The sequence below is a fragment of the Bacillus xiamenensis genome, assembly GCF_001857925.1.
GTDB lineage: Bacteria > Bacillota > Bacilli > Bacillales > Bacillaceae > Bacillus > Bacillus xiamenensis.
On record NZ_CP017786.1, the window covers coordinates 35,719 to 54,579 of the forward strand.

General features: G+C 42.3%; 17 protein-coding genes. All 17 read right to left on the bottom strand.

From position 1 onward, the window contains the following. Positions 1 to 35: 35 nt before the first annotated feature. The 17 genes from BK049_RS00145 to ribF all read right to left on the bottom strand — a co-directional run bounded on the left by BK049_RS00145 (position 36) and on the right by ribF (position 18,848). Complete coding sequence (locus BK049_RS00145; protein ID WP_008358051.1) at positions 36 to 761, bottom strand: GntR family transcriptional regulator; 726 nt, start codon at positions 759 to 761, stop codon at positions 36 to 38. Between the two features lie 164 nt (positions 762 to 925). Continuing rightward, positions 926 to 3,295, bottom strand: a complete 2,370-nt coding sequence (locus tag BK049_RS00150) for an FtsK/SpoIIIE family DNA translocase (protein WP_071167603.1) — start codon at positions 3,293 to 3,295, stop codon at positions 926 to 928. Positions 3,296 to 3,405: 110 nt separating this feature from the next. Continuing rightward, positions 3,406 to 3,642 carry a YlzJ-like family protein gene (locus BK049_RS00155; RefSeq protein ID WP_071167604.1) on the bottom strand — a complete coding sequence of 79 codons (237 nt, stop codon included), beginning with the start codon at positions 3,640 to 3,642 and terminating at the stop codon, positions 3,406 to 3,408. Next, on the bottom strand, positions 3,639 to 4,367 hold the full coding sequence (locus tag BK049_RS00160; protein ID WP_071167605.1) for a ClpP family protease: 729 nt from the start codon (positions 4,365 to 4,367) through the stop codon (positions 3,639 to 3,641). Before BK049_RS00160 ends, BK049_RS00155 begins: the two co-directional genes overlap by 4 nt. Positions 4,368 to 4,473: 106 nt before the next feature. Next, a complete protein-coding gene (gene rnjB / locus BK049_RS00165; protein ID WP_008358059.1) occupies positions 4,474 to 6,141 on the bottom strand; it encodes a ribonuclease J2 in 1,668 nt (555 codons plus the stop codon). A gap of 171 nt (positions 6,142 to 6,312) precedes the next feature. Beyond that, on the bottom strand, positions 6,313 to 7,179 hold the full coding sequence (gene dapA / locus BK049_RS00170; RefSeq protein ID WP_008358062.1) for a 4-hydroxy-tetrahydrodipicolinate synthase: 867 nt from the start codon (positions 7,177 to 7,179) through the stop codon (positions 6,313 to 6,315). A 30-nt stretch (positions 7,180 to 7,209) separates the two neighbouring features. Continuing rightward, complete coding sequence (dapG, locus tag BK049_RS00175) at positions 7,210 to 8,424, bottom strand: aspartate kinase (protein ID WP_008358064.1); 1,215 nt, start codon at positions 8,422 to 8,424, stop codon at positions 7,210 to 7,212. Positions 8,425 to 8,516: 92 nt separating this feature from the next. After that, positions 8,517 to 9,536, bottom strand: a complete 1,020-nt coding sequence (asd, locus tag BK049_RS00180; protein WP_008358065.1) for an aspartate-semialdehyde dehydrogenase — start codon at positions 9,534 to 9,536, stop codon at positions 8,517 to 8,519. A 139-nt stretch (positions 9,537 to 9,675) separates the two neighbouring features. After that, entirely contained in the window at positions 9,676 to 10,269 is a 594-nt protein-coding gene (gene dpaB, locus BK049_RS00185; protein WP_071167606.1) for a dipicolinate synthase subunit B, read from the bottom strand. Next, on the bottom strand, positions 10,266 to 11,168 hold the full coding sequence (gene dpaA, locus BK049_RS00190; protein ID WP_008358070.1) for a dipicolinic acid synthetase subunit A: 903 nt from the start codon (positions 11,166 to 11,168) through the stop codon (positions 10,266 to 10,268). Before dpaA ends, dpaB begins: the two co-directional genes overlap by 4 nt. A 326-nt stretch (positions 11,169 to 11,494) precedes the next feature. After that, positions 11,495 to 11,767: a YlmC/YmxH family sporulation protein gene (locus BK049_RS00195; RefSeq protein WP_008354428.1), complete on the bottom strand. Its 273-nt coding sequence runs from the start codon at positions 11,765 to 11,767 to the stop codon at positions 11,495 to 11,497. A 69-nt stretch (positions 11,768 to 11,836) separates the two neighbouring features. Beyond that, the gene (locus BK049_RS00200) at positions 11,837 to 12,757 is read right to left on the bottom strand and encodes an aminoglycoside phosphotransferase family protein (RefSeq protein ID WP_008354430.1); all 921 of its coding nucleotides are present in this window, start codon (positions 12,755 to 12,757) and stop codon (positions 11,837 to 11,839) included. Positions 12,758 to 12,830: 73 nt separating this feature from the next. After that, positions 12,831 to 14,060 (bottom strand): M16 family metallopeptidase, encoded by a 1,230-nt coding sequence (locus BK049_RS00205; protein WP_008354432.1) that lies wholly within the window; start codon positions 14,058 to 14,060, stop codon positions 12,831 to 12,833. A 34-nt stretch (positions 14,061 to 14,094) separates the two neighbouring features. Then, positions 14,095 to 15,048, bottom strand: a complete 954-nt coding sequence (locus BK049_RS00210; protein WP_071167607.1) for a polysaccharide deacetylase family protein — start codon at positions 15,046 to 15,048, stop codon at positions 14,095 to 14,097. Between the two features lie 123 nt (positions 15,049 to 15,171). Further along, a complete protein-coding gene (pnp, locus tag BK049_RS00215; protein ID WP_008354436.1) occupies positions 15,172 to 17,289 on the bottom strand; it encodes a polyribonucleotide nucleotidyltransferase in 2,118 nt (705 codons plus the stop codon). 183 nt (positions 17,290 to 17,472) lie between these two features. After that, entirely contained in the window at positions 17,473 to 17,742 is a 270-nt protein-coding gene (rpsO, locus tag BK049_RS00220) for a 30S ribosomal protein S15 (RefSeq protein WP_008354438.1), read from the bottom strand. Between the two features lie 140 nt (positions 17,743 to 17,882). Continuing rightward, complete coding sequence (ribF, locus tag BK049_RS00225) at positions 17,883 to 18,848, bottom strand: bifunctional riboflavin kinase/FAD synthetase (protein WP_071167608.1); 966 nt, start codon at positions 18,846 to 18,848, stop codon at positions 17,883 to 17,885. Between the last annotated feature and the right edge of the window lie 13 nt (positions 18,849 to 18,861).

An 18,861-nucleotide genomic window follows, 5' to 3' on the forward strand; every position in this document is an offset into this window, starting at 1 on the left:
ACAAAAAGCAACCGCCTATGAAAGCGACTGCTTGGTTAAAATCGTTTACGTATGACATGAAAGCTGAATTTATCCGCTCGAAAGTAATTGAGCGAGTATAAGACCGGCTGATCATCCTGATCATAGTGCATTTGTTTCAATAATAATAACGCTGTTTCCGGGTCACATTCAAGTATCGGTGAGACCTGATCATGATAACCAATCGGTTCGATGTCAGCAACTGCATATTTAATTCCGCTATGCGGTTCTCGTCCAAACAGCTCAAAAAGCGACTCTTCTTCATGTGTAAAAGAAGCGGGAAGGTGTTTGACCGGAATTTTATCTAAACAATAAACGACTGGCTGTCCATCTGCCGTTCGAACGCGTTCCATTGAAAAAACCTTATCGGATTCCTCACATTGAAAACGGATGATATCATTCTCTGTTGGCTCCCCTTCTTGAGAGGATAAAAAGATGGTGCCTGGCGTCATATTGACCTGCTCAATCATTTTCGTGACACTTGTCAGCTGTTCAATGCCTGTAGAAAAGAGCGGTCTTGAGTTGACGAAAGTCCCCACACCATGCCTTCTAATTAAGTATTTCTCTTCTTCTAATATACGAAGGGCTTCACGCAGTGTCGCTCTGCTCACGCCTAACAGCTTTGAGAGCTCAAACTCAGAAGGCAGCTTTTCTTTTTCGGCATATACGCCTGTTTGGATATCTTCTTTGATACGGTCAATCACTTTCAAATATAAATGGCGATTGTCTGTTTTGGTCGACATGTTTTCCCTCCGTCTAATCAATGCAAATGATAAGATGAGAAATCTCTATTCCGAGATAAGATGAACATAACTATATCATGTTTTTGCAAATAAATAAATAGTCTGACATCCAGTTAACATAATCAATATATGGTTAACTTTATTTTAGGAAAGCTCTCTTCGATTTATGAAGAGAGCTCGTCATATTGTTCTTTTGAAAGCAGGACTTCTCTCGGTTTACTTCCCTCATACGGCCCGACAACACCGCGTTCTTCCATTGCGTCAATCAGGCGTGCCGCACGTGTATAACCGATGCGGAATCTCCTTTGCAGCATAGAGACAGAAGCCGTCTGCATGCCAATGATCAGTTCAACTGCTTCATCATATAAATCATCGTCCACAGCGGCAAGCTGATCCTGCGTTTCTTCAGTTGGAATCATTTCTTCTTGGTATTGCGCTTTTTGCTGTGTGATAACATGATCAACGACATGTTCTACTTCTTCATCTGATAAAAAGGCGCCTTGCACACGAACTGGTTTGTTAGCACCGACTGGTAAAAACAGCATATCCCCTCTGCCCAGCAGTTTTTCTGCGCCTCCCATATCGAGGATGGTTCTTGAATCTGTTTGTGAGGATACGCTAAATGCAATGCGGGAAGGGATGTTTGCTTTAATGACACCTGTAATGACATCAACAGAAGGTCTTTGTGTCGCGATAATTAAATGAATCCCCGCGGCACGTGCCATTTGAGAAAGCCTTGTAATGGAATCTTCCACATCAGAGGACGCGACCATCATTAAATCTGCAAGCTCGTCTACAATGACGACAATATAAGGAAGCTCTGGCTGCTTGGCCTCTTCTGTTTGATTCATTCGTTTAATGTAATCATTGTATCCTTCTATATTTCTTGTTCCCGTATGAGAAAATAATTCATAGCGTCGCTCCATTTCACTCACTACTTTTTTGAGTGCCTGGGAGGCTTTTTTTGGGTCCGTTACAACCGGAGCGAGTAAATGCGGAATGCCGTTATAGACATTTAATTCCACCATCTTCGGATCAATCATCATCATCTTCACTTCATGAGGTTTTGCTCTCATGAGAATACTTGTGATAATGCCATTGATACATACACTTTTTCCGCTTCCAGTCGAGCCGGCAACAAGTAAATGCGGCATCTTATTCAATTCAGCAAGCACAGCTTCACCAGAAATATTTCGGCCCAGTCCTATGAGCAGCTTGGCATTTGGACGGTCATTTTGCTTCGATTCTAAAACCTCTTTTAAAGAGACCATCGCGATTTCTGCGTTCGGAACCTCAATTCCGATGGCTGATTTACCTGGAATTGGGGCCTCGATTCGAATGTCTTTTGCTGCTAAAGCAAGAGCTAAATCATCACTTAAGTTGACGATCTTACTTACCTTCACACCGACATCTGGATATACTTCATATTTTGTCACGGCCGGTCCTAAATGAACCTGTGTGACTTTTGCTTTTACACCAAAGCTTTGAAACGTTTTTTCAAGCTTTCTGGCATTTTCGTATATATTTTTCTTATCTGTTTGCTGACCTGAATGCTGCGGTTCAGCTAAAATATCAAGCGACGGTAATTCGTAATCTTTGTTTTCAAGCTCAGTGAACGTCATAGGCGGGGCTTCTTTTACTTCATCCACCGCACCTTGAGATGAGGCGCTTTGTCCATTCTCTTGAAGAGGATCTGCCTCTTTTATCACCTGCTGCTTTTGAACAGGCGGTTTGAGAATATCATCCCTATCTGCAAAACTTGAAATAATGGGCTGGCTATTGTCAGAAACGGGCGGTTCCTCCTCGATCAAGATATGATCATCTTCGTCCTCATCTTGGACGCGGGAACGTTTTTTCTTTTCACTTGTTTTCTGAGAGGGTGCTTTCTTTTTTGCCTGCCTGATCCCTTTCATATCTTGGACAAATGCCTTCCACTGCTTCACCATAAATTGTGAGACAGGCAGCGTTACTTTTTTGACCATTTCTTGGAGGGACCGGTTTGTGATCAGCACAACGCCAATCAGCATCAGAACAATGGCCATGATTTGAGAGCCTGCTTGTGCAAACAAGAAATACGAGGCCGCAAATAATATGGCACCGATCATTCCGCCGCCTAAATCGGGCGTCCCTGTCTCCCCTTTTATGTCCATTAAAAACAGCTCAAACGTATTTCTGATCACACTTTGAGAGCCTATTATGCCTGCAGCTGAAAGATGCTGAAAAAGCTTTACATGTGATAAAAGCAAGATACTAGCAATGATGCAATATAGACCTGCTTTTCTTCTTGTCAGCAAATCAGGAATTTGTTTTTTCCAGAAGATCGTCACACCAAAAAGAAATAATCCGATCAGGCAGAGAATAAACCATTCACCTGCAAAGAACCGGAATAGATGTACAAAGGTTTGTCCCACAACACCCAGCTGTAAAATGGCAATGATCGCTATGGCAATACAGACTAACCCATTGAGTTCATATTTCAGTTTTAGCTGTTTATTTTGTTTTTTTCTTGTTTTACGTTTTCTCTTTTTCGCCATACTCATCACCTTACTACGAAAGAAAATATAACCTACCGAAAGATCAGAAAGAAAGCAGCCTGGTTTTGGCTGCATCTTGTTGTAAGTTTTCCCTTTATTATAGCATAGAATCATTCATATGAGTCGGTTTGATTCGTCCCTAATTGCAACTTCAATCGCTTGCCTGGTGCAAGCTCTTGATTCAAAAAATCCATTGGGTTGGTACTCATTACTTGAACGATTTCCGCTTCATCTTCTTTCATTTCAACCATCACTGGCACACCTTGAATGTGTACCTGCTGCAGTTTGCGACCCTCTTGTTCCTCGGCGTAAATGGCTTCATAAGGCATCGGGGTATATAAAATCATTGGATCAACCCCTCGTTTTGAGCTGCCCTGTCTCCAATGAGTTCGTTCAACTTTTTAATTGCTTGTCCTACACCGCCTACTTCATTCATCAGTCCGTATTCTGCCGCCTCATGACCAACGACATTTGTCCCAATGTCTCTTGTGAGATTGCCTTTTGAGAACATGAGCTCTTTAAACTTCTCTTCTGTAATATCTGAGTGGCTTGTGACAAAGTTAATGACTCTTTCCTGCATTTTATCTAGGTATTCAAAGGTCTGCGGAACACCAATCACAAGACCGGTTAAGCGCACAGGATGAATGGTCATCGTGGCTGTTTCTGCAATGTATGAATAATCGCACGATACAGCGATCGGGACGCCAATGGAATGGCCGCCGCCAAGTACAATGGATACTGTCGGCTTGGATAAAGAAGCCAGCATTTCCGCAATGGCTAGTCCCGCTTCTACATCGCCGCCCACTGTATTTAAAATGATCAGAAGTCCTTCAATTTTTGGGTTTTGTTCAACTGCTACGATTTGAGGAATGACATGTTCGTATTTGGTTGTTTTATTTTGTGGCGGAAGCTGCATGTGACCTTCAATTTGTCCAATAATGGTGAGGCAATGTATATTTGTATCTTGTGACAATTGTGGTACTGCTGTTTCACCAAGCTGTTGTATCTTGCTCATAATGCTGTCTTTTTCTTCTGGTTTTCGCTCAGGCTGCTGTTCATTCTGTTCGTCCATTTGTCTCCATCCTTTCCTAAAAACTCTCCTCCTATTATGAACAAGAAGGTCATATTCCATCCGCATTAAAAAAGCCCAAAGAGCTTATGCTCCTTGGGCTTTATGATCACACTTCCATAATAATTGGAATGATCATCGGCTTACGTTTTGTTTTTTCATATAGGAATTGATTTAATACATCGCGCATCGATTGTTTCAGTGTTGACCATTCAACAACCGAATTTTCCGTTTGCTCTTTGACAATTCCTTTTACCATGTCTGTTGCTTTCTCAATCAATTCTTCGGATTCTCTTACATAAACAAATCCTCTTGTGATGATCTCAGGTCCAGAAATTAATTGTTTCTTTTGTTTATCGAGCGTAATGACGACAATTAAAATGCCATCTTGAGACAATAGACGTCTATCACGCAATACAATATTTCCGATATCTCCAACGCCAAGACCATCGATCAAAATATTACCTTGGTGAACTTTTTCACCGATCTTTACATTCTGTCCTCTGAATTCAACAACATCTCCTTTATCAATCAAGAAAATGTCACTGCGTTTCATTCCCACTTCTTCAGCAATACGAGAATGTGCTTTTTGCATACGATATTCGCCATTTACTGGAATTAAATACTTCGGTTTGAGTAAATTCAGCATCAGCTTTAACTCTTCTTGGCAGCCATGTCCAGATACATGCACACGCTTTTGAGCAAAAATTACCTGTGCTCCGCTTCTTGTCAGGAAATCCACAGTTTTCGAATATGTGAGTTCCTGTCCAGGAAGAGGTGTTGACGCAATCACAACGGTATCATCTTTTTCGATATGAAGCTGTTTGTGATTTTGTTTCGCCATTTTTGTTAAAGCAGCTAAAGGCTCACCGTGGCTTCCTGCTGTCAGGATGACCACATCTTTTTTCGCCATTTTTTTCACTTCTTGCACTGGCATAAATAGTTCTTCGTCTGCTGTCACATACCCAAGTTTGATCGCAAGCTGAAGAGTCGTCATCATGTTCTTTCCTGCTACTGCAAGCTTACGGCCATTTTGAATCGTCGCATTAATGATTTGCTGTACACGGTTAATATTAGATGAAGATACAGCTACAATGACACGATTTTCAGCATTATACATCGCATTTGAGATTTCGTCTTGGACGAGCGCCTCAGAAGGTGTATAGCCTGGTTTTTCAGCATTTACACTGTCTGAAAGCAGTGCTAGAACGCCGTTGTTTCCAATTTTCGCAATCTCTCCGATGTCACAGGCTTGGTTAAGCGCTGGGGTTTGATCAAATTTAAAATCACCTGTGCATACGATGGAACCAAGAGATGTTTTGAAGCTGATCCCGACTGAATCAGGGATACTGTGATTCGTTCTAAAGAATGATACCTTTGTTGTATCAAATGTAATCACCGATTTTGCATGAACCTCACGCAAATCAGCTTTTTGATTGAAACCGTATTGTTTTAACTTTTCTCGAAGTAACGCAAGGGTTAGCTTCGTTCCGTAGACTGGTACAGACAATTTGCTTAAGCAATGGAATACGCCTCCGATTGCCTCATCATGTCCGTGGGTAAGAAAAATTGCTTTCACCCGATCAGCACGTTCAGTTAAATAAGAGATATCAGGAATGACGACGTCAATGCCAAGCATTTCGTTTTCTGGATGCATGAGTCCTGCATCTACAACAAATATGTCGGAATCAATCTCAATGACATATAAGTTTTTCCCGATTTCTCCAACGCCTCCCAGTGCAATAATTCTTACGTTCTCTGTATTTTTCTTTTTCAAAATTCTAATCCTCCTAGTCTCAAGCCCGTCCATCATCGCTTAATGCTATTATAACTGAATCTAATTTTAGAAAACAAGATGAAGTCACATTTTAAGAAAGTGTTTATGTATAAAAAACGGTCATACTCAGGGACATCTGAGAATGACCGCTTACGAAATTTTTTGTTTTGATCAGCTGTTTAATACGCTGCTTAAATTCAGTCTCTCTTCTTCTGACAAAGGTAAAAGCGGGAGACGAACTGATCCGACATCTAATCCTTTCAACTGAAGGGCTGTTTTGACAGGAGTCGGATTTGGTGCTGAGAACATCTGGTTCATGATCGGCAGCAGCTTTTGATGGATCAATGCTGCGTTGGCTGTTTGACCAGAAGCGTAGCTTTTTAGCATCTGCTGCATATCAAGGCCTACGATATGAGAGGCCACAGAGACGACTCCTTTTGCACCAACCGCAACAGCAGGAAGTGTTAGGCTGTCGTCACCAGAATATACATCAAAATCTTCTGGCGTCTCTGCAATGATTTTTGTCATGGCATCTAGATCGCCGCTTGCTTCTTTGATGGCAACGATATTTGGTATTTGTGCAAGCTTAATCGTTGTTTCTGGTGCTAATGAAGCAGCCGTTCTTCCTGGTACATTGTAAAGCATGACAGGAAGAGATGTAGACTCGGCAATTGCTTTAAAGTGTGCATACATGCCTTCCTGTGATGGCTTGTTGTAGTAAGGTACGACAAGCATCACTGCATCAACGCCCGCTTCTTCTGCTTTTTTTGTTAGTTTGATAGACGCATTTGTGTTATTACTGCCCGTTCCTGCAATGATTTTACAACGACCATTTGCTAGTTTCACCGATTGCTGAAAAAGAGCGACTTTTTCTTCCGTCGATAAAGTTGGCGATTCGCCTGTTGTACCTGCAACGACCAAAGAGTCACTGCCGTTTTTTAACAAGTAATCAATGAGAATTGATAGCTTTTGGAAATCGATGTTGCCCTTTTTATCAAAAGGTGTAATCATAGCTGTTGCGATATTTCCGAAATTCATTTTTTTCACCTCATCATGATTCAATCACATTTATCTTGAAAGTTCAAACACTTCGTGCAGGGCATTGACAGCCGCTCTCATGTTTTCTTCGTGCACGAGCACCCAAATGGTCGTATGACTGTCAGCCGATTGTAAAATCGGAATATTTTGCTCGGATAATGCCGATACAATTTTAGATGTGACACCTGGTACGCCCATAATGCCTGCACCAACAGCTGATACCTTCGCACAATTTGTTGTCACAACCGGTGTATAGCCAAGGTCTTTTAGAATCGACGTTGCTTTTTCAGTCATTGCACCTGTCACTGTATACACAATTTCACTCGGTGTAATGTTGAAGAAATCGACACTGATTTGTGCGTTTGCCATTGCTTTAAAGACTTCTGTTTGTACGCTATATTGCCCCTCTTTTGCCGGGACTTTGATTTGTGTGACATCGTTGACATGAGCAATCCCCGTAATCAGGCGGTCGTATACATCATGACTCATTTGATCTGAGTAGTGTGACGTTACAAGTGTGCCCTCATCATCAGAGTATGTTGATCTGACCCTCATTGGTACTTTTGCCTGCATGGCAATTTCAACAGCTCTTGGGTGAATGACTTTTGCACCTTGGTAGGCAAGGTTACAAATTTCCGTATACGTCACGACTCTTAGTGGTTTTGCATTTTCGACGATGCGGGGATCTGCTGTCATAACACCTTCTACATCTGTAAAAATATCGATGAAATCTGCCTGCAATGCAGCACCTAATGCAGCAGCTGATGTATCACTTCCGCCTCGTCCGATTGTTGTCACGTCTCCATTTTTCGCAGCTCCTTGGAACCCAGCGACGACGACCACATCATGTTCAGAAAGTGCCGCCTCAAGACGTTCACACTTCATGTCAATAATTTTCGCATTCGTATGCTCTTGATCCGTCACAAAACCTGCCTGAGATCCTGTCATGGCAACAGCCTTCAGTCCGTTTTCATTCAGCATACTTGAAAAAACGACAGCAGAAATATTTTCTCCGCAAGACACGAGTAAATCTTTTTCTCGATTGGTCATGTGCTGGGCGCTGCCATATAGCAGTCCAAGCAGCGTATCTGTCGCATAAGGATCGCCTTTTCGTCCCATTGCAGAAACGACAACGACCGATTTATAGCCTTTCTCTTTTGCAGATAAGATATGTGCAAGTGCCCTTTTTCTCCCTTGATCATCTTTGACAGATGTACCGCCAAATTTTTGGACAATTATTTTCACTGTTTTCACTCCAAGTTCATTCTGACGTAACAGAAGAGAGCAGGCGAAAGATGCCTAACTCTCTTCTGTTCGTCCTCATCATCCATTGAATGTTAAACTAATTTTAATGCTTTTAAGCTTTCTGCAATTTGAACTGAGTTCCATGCAGCGCCTTTCAGCAGGTTATCAGATACAATCCACAAATGGAACCCATTTGGACGATCCAAATCTTTCCGAATGCGGCCGACAAATACGTCATTTTTTCCAACAGCATTTGCAGGCATTGGATAAATTTGCTGAGACGGATCATCTTGTAACGTAATCCCTGGTGCATCTTTTAGGATGGACTTGATGTCATCAACTGTCGCGTCATTTGATTCAAGTTCAACGTAAACAGATTCTGAATGACCCGTTTCAATTGGAAGTCTCACACATGTTGCCGCTACTTCCAGCTCAGGCAAGTGCATGATTTTTTTCGTTTCGTTGATCATTTTCATTTCTTCAAATGTATAGCCATTGTCTTGGAATTTATCAATTTGCGGGATCGCATTAAAGGCAATTTGATAAGGCATGACTTCTGGTGTCACATCTTCTTTATTTAAAATGGCTTGCGACTGGCTGTATAGTTCGTCAATGGCTTCATGTCCTGCACCTGATACTGCTTGGTAGGTGGATACAATGACTTTTTTCAAGCCATATGCCTGACGAAGTGGTTCTAGTGCCGCCACCATTTGAATCGTTGAACAGTTAGGATTTGCAATGATCCCTTGATGGTCATGCAAATCTTTTTCGTTTACCTCTGGTACGACAAGAGGGGTATTTTCGTCCATACGAAAAGCACTTGTATTATCAACAACAATCGCACCTCGTTTGACCGCTTCAGGAGCTAGCGCCTTGGAAACATTTCCGCCAGCACTGAATAGTGCAATGTTGACCCCTTCAAAGCTTTCAGGTGTTGCTTCTTGAACGGTATACTCTTGACCTCTGAATGTCACTTTTGTTCCAGCAGAACGTTTTGAGGATAGTAGAGTGAGTGTATCCATTTCAAAATCCCTGTCAGCTAGTGTTTTTAACATTTGTTGACCGACAGCTCCAGTCGCTCCAACTACAGCTACATGCAATCCTCTTCCCATCAGTAAAACTCCTTCCGACCCATCCATGATTCTTTTCATTCGGATGGCCATCCTATGACTTTTTACATTTTATTTTACCATAGAAAAGCAAGGCTTGAAGTACCTTTTTTGAATCTTTCATGATTTTCTAGTGAATCTATTATTCGTTTGATCCAATTAAAATCGGCTGAATTTGTCGATGCTGGAGCGCCTCTTCTACTGTTTTCGTCAGAAGATCCATATGTGCCACCATGGATGTTGGCTTTTTGAATGGATCATCTTGGCCAAACGGAATAAAGAAAATGTTCTTTGTCGACATTAGCCTCATGAGATTTGTACCATTTAAGCCTAGTGCATCGTTTGTTGAGATACCTAAAACGACGGGACGATGATTCCGAATGGTGGCCTTTGCAGCCATTAAAACTGGACTGTCTGTCATCGCATTTGCAAACTTCGCCATTGAATTGCCCGTTAAAGGCGCAATGACCATACAATCGAGTGGGAGCTTTGGTCCGAGCGGCTCTGCCTTTACGATAGAGTCAATCGCTTGAAATCCCGTCACTTTCTCAATACGATCAATCCAGTCGGCTCCTTCTCCGAATCTCGTATTCGTGTTTTGCACCGTATACGACACGACAGGACGCACCTCTGCCCCTTCTTTAACAAGTGCTTCGATTTGCGGAAAAACGGCTTCATACGTACAGTGGGAACCTGTTAAGCCAAAGCCGATTCTTTTCCCCTTTAATGTTGTCATGATGTCATCCCCCTCTTTTCTTCCGCAAGTTCACATAAGAGCCCGGAAAGCACCTTTGCAATGATCTGCCCGGCTGTCTTTGGTGCAACAATTCCTGGAAGTCCCGGTGCAAGAAGTGCCTTCACTCCGTGCTTTTGTGCAAAATCAAAGTCTGTTCCGCCTGGGCGGGAGGCGATATCCAAAATGAGTGTCTTTGGTGTCATGCTGACGATGACAGATGAATCTAATACAAGGCTTGGAATCGTATTGATGATGATATCAACATCTGTTACTTCATCTTTTAATCGGTCCATTGAAAACGGGTCAAGTCCCATCTCAAAGGCTCGCGCTAAATGGGCTGTATCGGCAGCACCTACTTTCACATCCGCACCCAGCGCCCGAAATGTGCGTGCAATTGTGAGCCCTGTTCTTCCAAGCCCGAGAACAGCAACATGTGACCCATGAATCGTATAGTCCGTTTGCTGAATGGCCATCATGATAATCCCTTCAACTGTTGGAATAGAGTTATAAATGGCAATATCATCTCGCTCAAACAGCTTCACAAGCTTCCGGTTCACCTGCTTTGCCAGATTGTCTAAGTACGTATTAGAAATACCTGAGTACAAGATACAATGTGCAGGGGTTCTTTCTAAATATGCTGGTTCTAGCACGACCTTCTCATTTGAGAAAACGGTGGCAACGACTCCTTCATCCGTAGCACCTGATACTGGCAAGATCATACTGTCTACCTGTTCAAAAGGAAGTTCTGACATTTTTAACTTTTCAGCTCCGATAAACCCATGATCTAGCTGATCAAATCCGACCAAAAATACTTTGGCATGCTGCTGTGACAGCTTGCGAATGATTTCTAGCTGCCTTGCATCTCCCCCGATTACCGCAACCGTTAAACCGCTCAACATACTGACCGTTCACCTTCTTTATTTAAAAAAGTCTGTAATATTTTCCGAATCTCCCTTTTAGCATATGAGGATAGGATTCAGCCTGTGAACAAATCGGGATGAGAAAAGAAAAAGAGCACCCTTTTATGATGGGTGCTCTCAGATTATTGACAAAGGGCTAAAATGAACTTGATTTTAGTCCTTTGTCTTCTTTTCAGCGTGACATGAAAACCTTTGCAATCTAGGAAGGACGAGTACCGGCGCGGAGCGAATTTGACATTCGTGAGCACCGGCACGCAGGACTGACAAAGAATGCGAGGGTTTGTCTACACGCTGAAAGCACCCTTTTATGATGGGTGCTCTTTGTCCCCGTGCGGCTGAAGTTCTTCAGGCACATCGAGAATGATCATATCTGATCCTATTTTTTGAATGTGATTCCACGGGACGCGGATGTCATTTCCTTGTTTTCGAAGGCCAAACCACTTGACGGAAGGTATGATGAGTGCTGTAATTTGACCGTCCTGTTCATTGATTTCAAGGTCGGTTTGTCCAAGCACGCCAAGCCGCTCCGCTCTTTTGATATCGACGATCTCTTTTCCTGACAGCTCACTTAGCCTCAAAATCGCATCACTTCCCTTCCATATCATATATGCAGCAAAAAGAAGGAATAGACCGTCCCTTTCTCCATATCACAAGTGATGCCAATCTGCATACCAAACTGGCTGAAGTTGAGTAAAGCGCTTATGATCTTTCAGTATTCTATCCACCCGGTTCACCATGTCTTTGACATGTCCCGGATCATAGGATAACGTCCAGACAATAGAAGAAAAGCAACTCATTGCTGTGTAGATGGAAAAAAGAAGCCAAAAATCATTTGTGCCCTGCTTACTCAAATAGTGATCCACTTGCCCTGCTGAAAATGGAATGCTGATTTCTCGACTAAATAAAGACAGTTTATAAAAGTCATGAATGGGGTCGCCAAAGTCGGATTGATCGAAATCGATCACGCCAGCATACTGATTCCCTTGCAACAGGATATTCCCTAAATGAAAATCATCATGCTGGAACTGATGAGGTCTCCCCTTTACCGCATCAGCATGCGACTGAATAAAATCTAATACGAACTGATCATGAGAAAAGGCCACTCCACTTGATTGATAGGCATGGATATACCGTTCATGTTTCGCCATGACCTTCTCATCCCACGGCGCTTCATGAGCAGGTGCATGATATGTATGGATAAGACTCAGATCTCTACCTGCCCGCCTTCCGATTTCATACTGCTCTTCGTTTGTGAGCCGATGAATGGATGCTCTAGCATTCTCCCCTTCGATAAAGGGAAAAATACGAAAGGTACAGCTTTGTTCAGCACTCATTCCGATCTCCATCACTTCAGAACAAAGAACCCCTCGATCTTTTAACTTTTGCAGAACGGACGCTTTTCTTTTTAGACTGGCATATTTCCGGATGTCTGATAGCTTGAGCACCAGCTTTTCACTAGATGTTGTGACCAAAAAGGTGCGGTCTCCTGAAAAGCCAGATGTGATCGGCTGGAAAGAGATGGCTTGTCTAAGCAGCGGAGAGAGCTGTTTCAGTTTTTCATATTTCATGAAAGCAGAGCCCCTTTCTTCTTTATATACAATAAACGGCAGACCTCTTGAGAAGCCTGCCGTGTTGTTTACTTTATGATGGCTGATCACCTGTCGGACTAATAAGCGAGAGCGCATAATCTTCTGTGAAGATTCTTTTAGATAAGTTATTCACGCCGTCTAATGTGACGTGATTGATTTCATCAATAATTTCATCGAGTGTACGATGTCTGCCAAGAAGCAATTCATTTTTACCATTTCGGCTCATCTTGCTGTTTGTGCTTTCAAGACTGAGCATCAGGTTGCCTTTCATTTGCTCCTTCGAGTTCTCAAGTTCTTTCTGCGTGATTCCATCACGTTTTAAGACGTCTAATGTTTGAAGGATCGTTTCAGATAGAAGGTTAAGCTGCTTCGCTCCAGTTCCACCATAGATCGTCAGCATTCCGTTATCTGCAAATGAGCTATGATAGCTGAATACGGAATACGCAAGTCCTTTATCTTCCCTTACGTCTTGGAACAAGCGGCTACTCATGCTTCCGCCCAGAACATTGTTTAAGACGATCAAGTCATAAATGCCCTCATCTCCAGCCGGAAGGCCGTTAAAGCCCATGCAAAGGTGCGCCTGTTCTGTTTCCTTTTTGCGTGTGAGCTTGTCATAGTGGAATTGCGGAGCTTCTACAGGCTGCTTTTTCCCTTTCCCTTCATAGGAGCCAAACAATTTTTCAACCTCTCGAATGAAGGTGTCATCTACGTTCCCTGCAACCGAGATGACGACGCGGTCTGGCGTGTAGAATTCATCCATATATTTTCTAAGTAAGTCACCGTTAAAGGTAGAGAGGGTTTCCTCTGTTCCTAGAATCGGATAACCTAATGAATGGTCACCGTAAATGGCTTTGCTTAACAAATCATGAACGATGTCATCAGGTGTATCCTCATACATTTTAATTTCTTCATAGACAACATTTTTTTCTTTCTTCAGCTCTTCCTCGTCAAAAGCAGAGTGAAAAAACATGTCGCTTAATACATCGAGGGCATAGCCAGCATGTGAATCAAGCACCTTTGCATAATAGCAAGTATATTCTTTTGATGTAAAGGCATTCACTTGACCACCAATGCGGTCAAAGGATTCTGCGATATCACGTGCGGATCTCGTCTTTGTTCCTTTAAAGAACATATGCTCTAAAAAGTGTGAGATCCCATTAATTTCTGGTGTCTCATGTCTAGAACCTGTTCCAATCCAGACGCCAATTGCGACAGATCTCACAGTGGGATTGTTTTCGAGTACAATTCTTACTCCATTTTGGCATGTATACGTTTTGACCAAGTTTTTGCTCCTCCTATTCAACAAACAGATCGCATCACGGGTGTCTTTTTTCACTTAGGAGGTCAGAAACCGTTCCTAATTCATATCCTCTTTCCTTGATTTGAGTGATAAGTGCGTCAAGACTTTTTGCCGTTGCATCTGTTGGATGCATTAATATCATCGCCCCATTATGAATTTTCCCCAGCACCCGTTTTTGCAAAATGGCTGGTGATGGCTTTTGCCAGTCAATGGTGTCTACTGTCCACATAATGGTTTCCATTCCTTCTTGCATGGCAAGCTTTACTGTTTCTTCTTTAAAGCTGCCGCTTGGAGGCGCAAACCATTTCGGTTTTTTTCCAAGGGATTCTTCAATTTGGCGATTTGTTTTGGTAATCTGCTCTAATGCTCGTTCTCTTGTCAGTGTGCGCATATCCGGGTGATTGTATGAATGATTTCCAATTTCATGACCATCTGCCACGATTTTTTTGGCAAGGTCTGTACTGTTTTTCACCCACTTGCCTTCTAAGAAAAAGGTCGCCTTCACTTGATGCTTTTTTAGTGTATTCAACATCTTTGTTAAATGCTCGTCGCCCCAAGCGACATTGATCAGGAATGCATTCATCTTCTTATCCGGGTGTCCCTTATAGATCGGTTCAGCACCAAGTTCATGTAAATGAACAGATGGCTTTGTTTCTTTCAAAACAAGCCGCTTTTCATCGAATACGCCTCGTGTCTTCATGTTTTCGTACGAGGCATCAATATCCACCGTCTGTCCATTCAAACCAGGTATCTTTTTCCACACTTTATCAATCTTAGCATTTTGCGCCTTCACTTCATAGTCAGAAGACTTCGATTCAATCTCTTGATACAAATGATCTGTTGAAACAGATGCTACCTCGGCGTGCTCTTTCATTGATTCAATATATGTGACAGCAGCCGGCTGCTTCATCGTTTGATATGACACGAGCAGTAAAAACACAAACACAATGACTGGTAACGTTTTTTTCAATGGTTGTCCCTCCCCTTTACCACAAATTATGATGGGGAGAAACAAGGTAGAACTATTGTTGCCTGCAAGAAAAGAAAGAAGCCTGGCACGGATACCTGGCTTCTAACATTTTATTTGTTCTCATTAAGACTGTTTTTCTTCTTTTTCCTTTTCTTCACGTAAAACAGCTTTGCGAGAAAGGTTTACACGGCCTTGTTTATCGATTTCAGTGACTTTGACGAGTAATTCGTCACCAATCTTCACGACATCTTCCACTTTGCCAACACGCTCAAGATCAAGCTCAGAAATATGAACAAGTCCATCTTTGCCGCTGAAGATTTCAAGGAAGGCACCGAATTTTTCAATGCGTTTTACTTTACCTAAGTAAAGTTGCCCTACTTCAACTTCTCTGACAAGATCTTCAATGATTTTCTTCGCTTTTTGGTTCATGTCTTCTTCTGTAGAAGAGATAAAGATTGTACCATCTTGTTCAATATCGATTTTCACACCGGTATCTTCAATGATTTTATTGATTTGTTTACCGCTTGGTCCAATGACATCGCGAATTTTATCCGGATTGATTGTCATCGTTAAGATTTTTGGTGCATAACGTGACAATTCTCCTCTAGAAGATGGAATCGTCGACAGCATGCTATCTAAAATTTCCATTCTTCCTTTTTTCGCTTGTTGAAGCGCTTCTTCTAAAATGTCTTTTGATAGACCGTCGATTTTAATGTCCATTTGAAGTGCTGTTACACCTTTTGATGTACCTGCTACTTTAAAGTCCATATCTCCAAGTGCATCTTCCATTCCTTGAATGTCTGTCAGCACTGTGTAGTATTCGCCAGATTTAACAAGTCCCATGGCAATCCCTGCAACTGGTGCTTTAATCGGAACACCTGCATCCATCATCGCAAGTGTGCTCGCGCAAATACTTGCTTGTGAAGTAGATCCGTTTGATTCTAATACCTCTGACACAAGGCGAATCGTATAAGGGAAATCTTTTTCGGATGGGATCACTGGCTCTAATGCACGTTCACCTAGCGCACCATGCCCAATTTCGCGGCGGCCTGGGCCACGCATTGGACCTGTCTCACCGACACTGAATTGCGGGAAGTTATAATGGTGCATGAATCGTTTAGACTCTTCAACACCAAGACCATCTAGAATTTGAACATCTCCAAGTGCACCTAAAGTACAGATACTGAGTGCCTGTGTTTGCCCTCTTGTAAATAACCCTGAACCGTGCGTTCTTGGAAGAATTCCTACTTCAGAAGAAAGTGGGCGGATTTGATCAACACCGCGTCCATCTGGACGTATTTTTTCTTCTGTGATCAGGCGGCGGACTTCGTTTTTCACAAGCTTGTTTAAGACATCCTTCGCTTGTTTCAGTGTTGCTTCGTCTCGCTCTTCTTCTTCAAATTTCTCAATCACAGCTTTTTTCACAGCACTGATCGCATCTTCACGAGCATGCTTCTCATGTACTTGAATCGCTTTCAGCAGATCAGCTTCAGCAAGTGCTTTTACTTCCTCTGCTAGTGCTTGATCGACTTCATATAAAGGAATATCGATTTTTTCTTTACCAACAGCTTTCACAATTTCCTCTTGGAATTCGATTAAGCGTTTGATCTCTTGATGGCCGTACATGATGGCTTCAAGCATCGTTTCTTCTGGCACTTCATCAGCACCAGCCTCTACCATGTTGATCGCATCTTTTGTTCCAGCTACAACAAGGTTGATATCGCTTTGCTCAAGCTGCTCAACATTTGGGTTGATGATCAGCTGTCCATCTACTCGTCCTACTGTAACACCAGCGATTGGCCCCTCAAATGGAATGTCAGACACACATAATGCTAAAGATGAGCCAAACATTGCAGCCATTTCAGATGAACAATCTTGATCCACACTCATGACAATACTAATGACTTGTACTTCATTTCTAAATCCATCTGCAAATAGCGGGCGGATCGGTCTGTCAATTAAGCGGCTCGCAAGGATTGCTTTTTCACTTGGGCGACCCTCTCTTTTAATGAAACCACCAGGAATTTTACCTACTGCATATAATCTTTCTTCGTAGTTCACAGTGAGCGGGAAAAAATCAAGTGGTTTTGGTTCTTTAGAAGCTGTGGCTGAGCTAAGTACAGCCGTATCTCCGTAGCGTACGAGAACCGCTCCGTTTGCTTGCTTTGCAAGCTGGCCAGTTTCAACTGTCAGTTGACGTCCAGCCCAGTCTATGGTGAAGACATGTTTCTCTTGTCCCATTCTGAGATAAACTCCTCTCTTGTCGTAAAGTTTTTAGGTTGTTTCTTATTATGAACAAAATGATTTTCACATATCAATGTGAAAGCTGTATGTAGAAGGGTTTTTGCCATTCTTTCAACATTTTAACCATAAAATATTGGTGATTATACGATAAAAAAGCGGGAATCCTCCCGCTTTTTACGATTATCGACGTAAGCCTAGTTTGTTAATTAACTCACGGTAACGAGTTACGTCTTTATTACGTAGATACGTAAGAAGATTACGACGTCTACCTACCATTTTCAAAAGACCGCGACGTGAGTGGTGATCTTTCTTATGAGTACGTAAATGCTCGTTCAAGTTGTTAATTGATTCTGTTAGGACAGCGATCTGAACTTCTGGAGATCCAGTATCAGATTCGTGTGTTTTGAACTCATTAATTAATTGAGTTTTACGCTCTTGAGTAATAGCCATCCTGTTTCACCTCCAAATCATGTTAGCCCCATCTACCTCGCAACCGTCGGTGAAGTCGGCCTGCCAAGTAAGTGGTTTTAAAGCTACAGGAATTATCATACTAAAAATATGCTGATTTTGCAAATGGTAGAGCGGTTTTTCTATGATTTTTTTGTTTCATTGAGATGATGTTGAAAAAACTGAATCGCTTCTTCTTTATCTCGGCTAATTTGGGCCGTTAATTCTTGAATACCGTTAAATTTTTGTTCACTGCGGATGCGTTTGTACCACTGTAATTTAATCGGCTCACCATAAATTTCTTCGTTGAAATCAAAGAGATTCACTTCAATAGCAGGCTGATCGGGACGCTTTTCATAAAATGTTGGTTTGTAGCCAACGTTACACACGCCGTCATACACTTTGCCCTTCACTTCCGCTCTGACTGCATATACGCCTGTTGGCGGAATAATGTATTCAGCAGATAAACCGACATTGGCAGTTGGAAAGCCAATCGTCCGTCCTCGTTTGTCTCCATGAATGACAATACCGCGCAGCTGATAAGGTTTCCCTAGAAGCTCACTCACATATTCAACGTCCCCATTTTTCAATGCGGAACGTATGAGGGTGGAGCTGACTTTCCGGTCTTGATTGGAAAGCTTAGGTACGATAGTCGCAGCGATACGCCCTTTCCCATATTCATCAAACGTTTCCATTGTGCCTGCACCAAACCGCCCAAACGTAAAATCAAAACCAGCAACGGCATGCTTCACATTCAGTTCGTCCAAATATTGATCCACAAACTCCTGAGGGGACAGTGCTGCAAAGCTTTCGCTGAATTGTACAATGTATAAATAGTCAGCGCCTAGCTTTTCAATAAAATCAATCTTATCCTCTAGCGGTGTAATTAAGTCTTTTGGTTCACGTGCTTTTTGCAGAACATGTGATGGGTGCGGATGAAAGGTCATGACAGCTAAGACCAATCCCTCTTTTTCCGCAATGCTTTTCGCTTCGTCAATGACTTTCTGATGTCCGAGGTGAACACCGTCAAAATACCCTAAAGCCATCACAGACGGGGCTTGATCCTTTTGATTTAATGTATGTGGGTGTGAAATATGTATAGTCTTCACGAGATGGTCACCT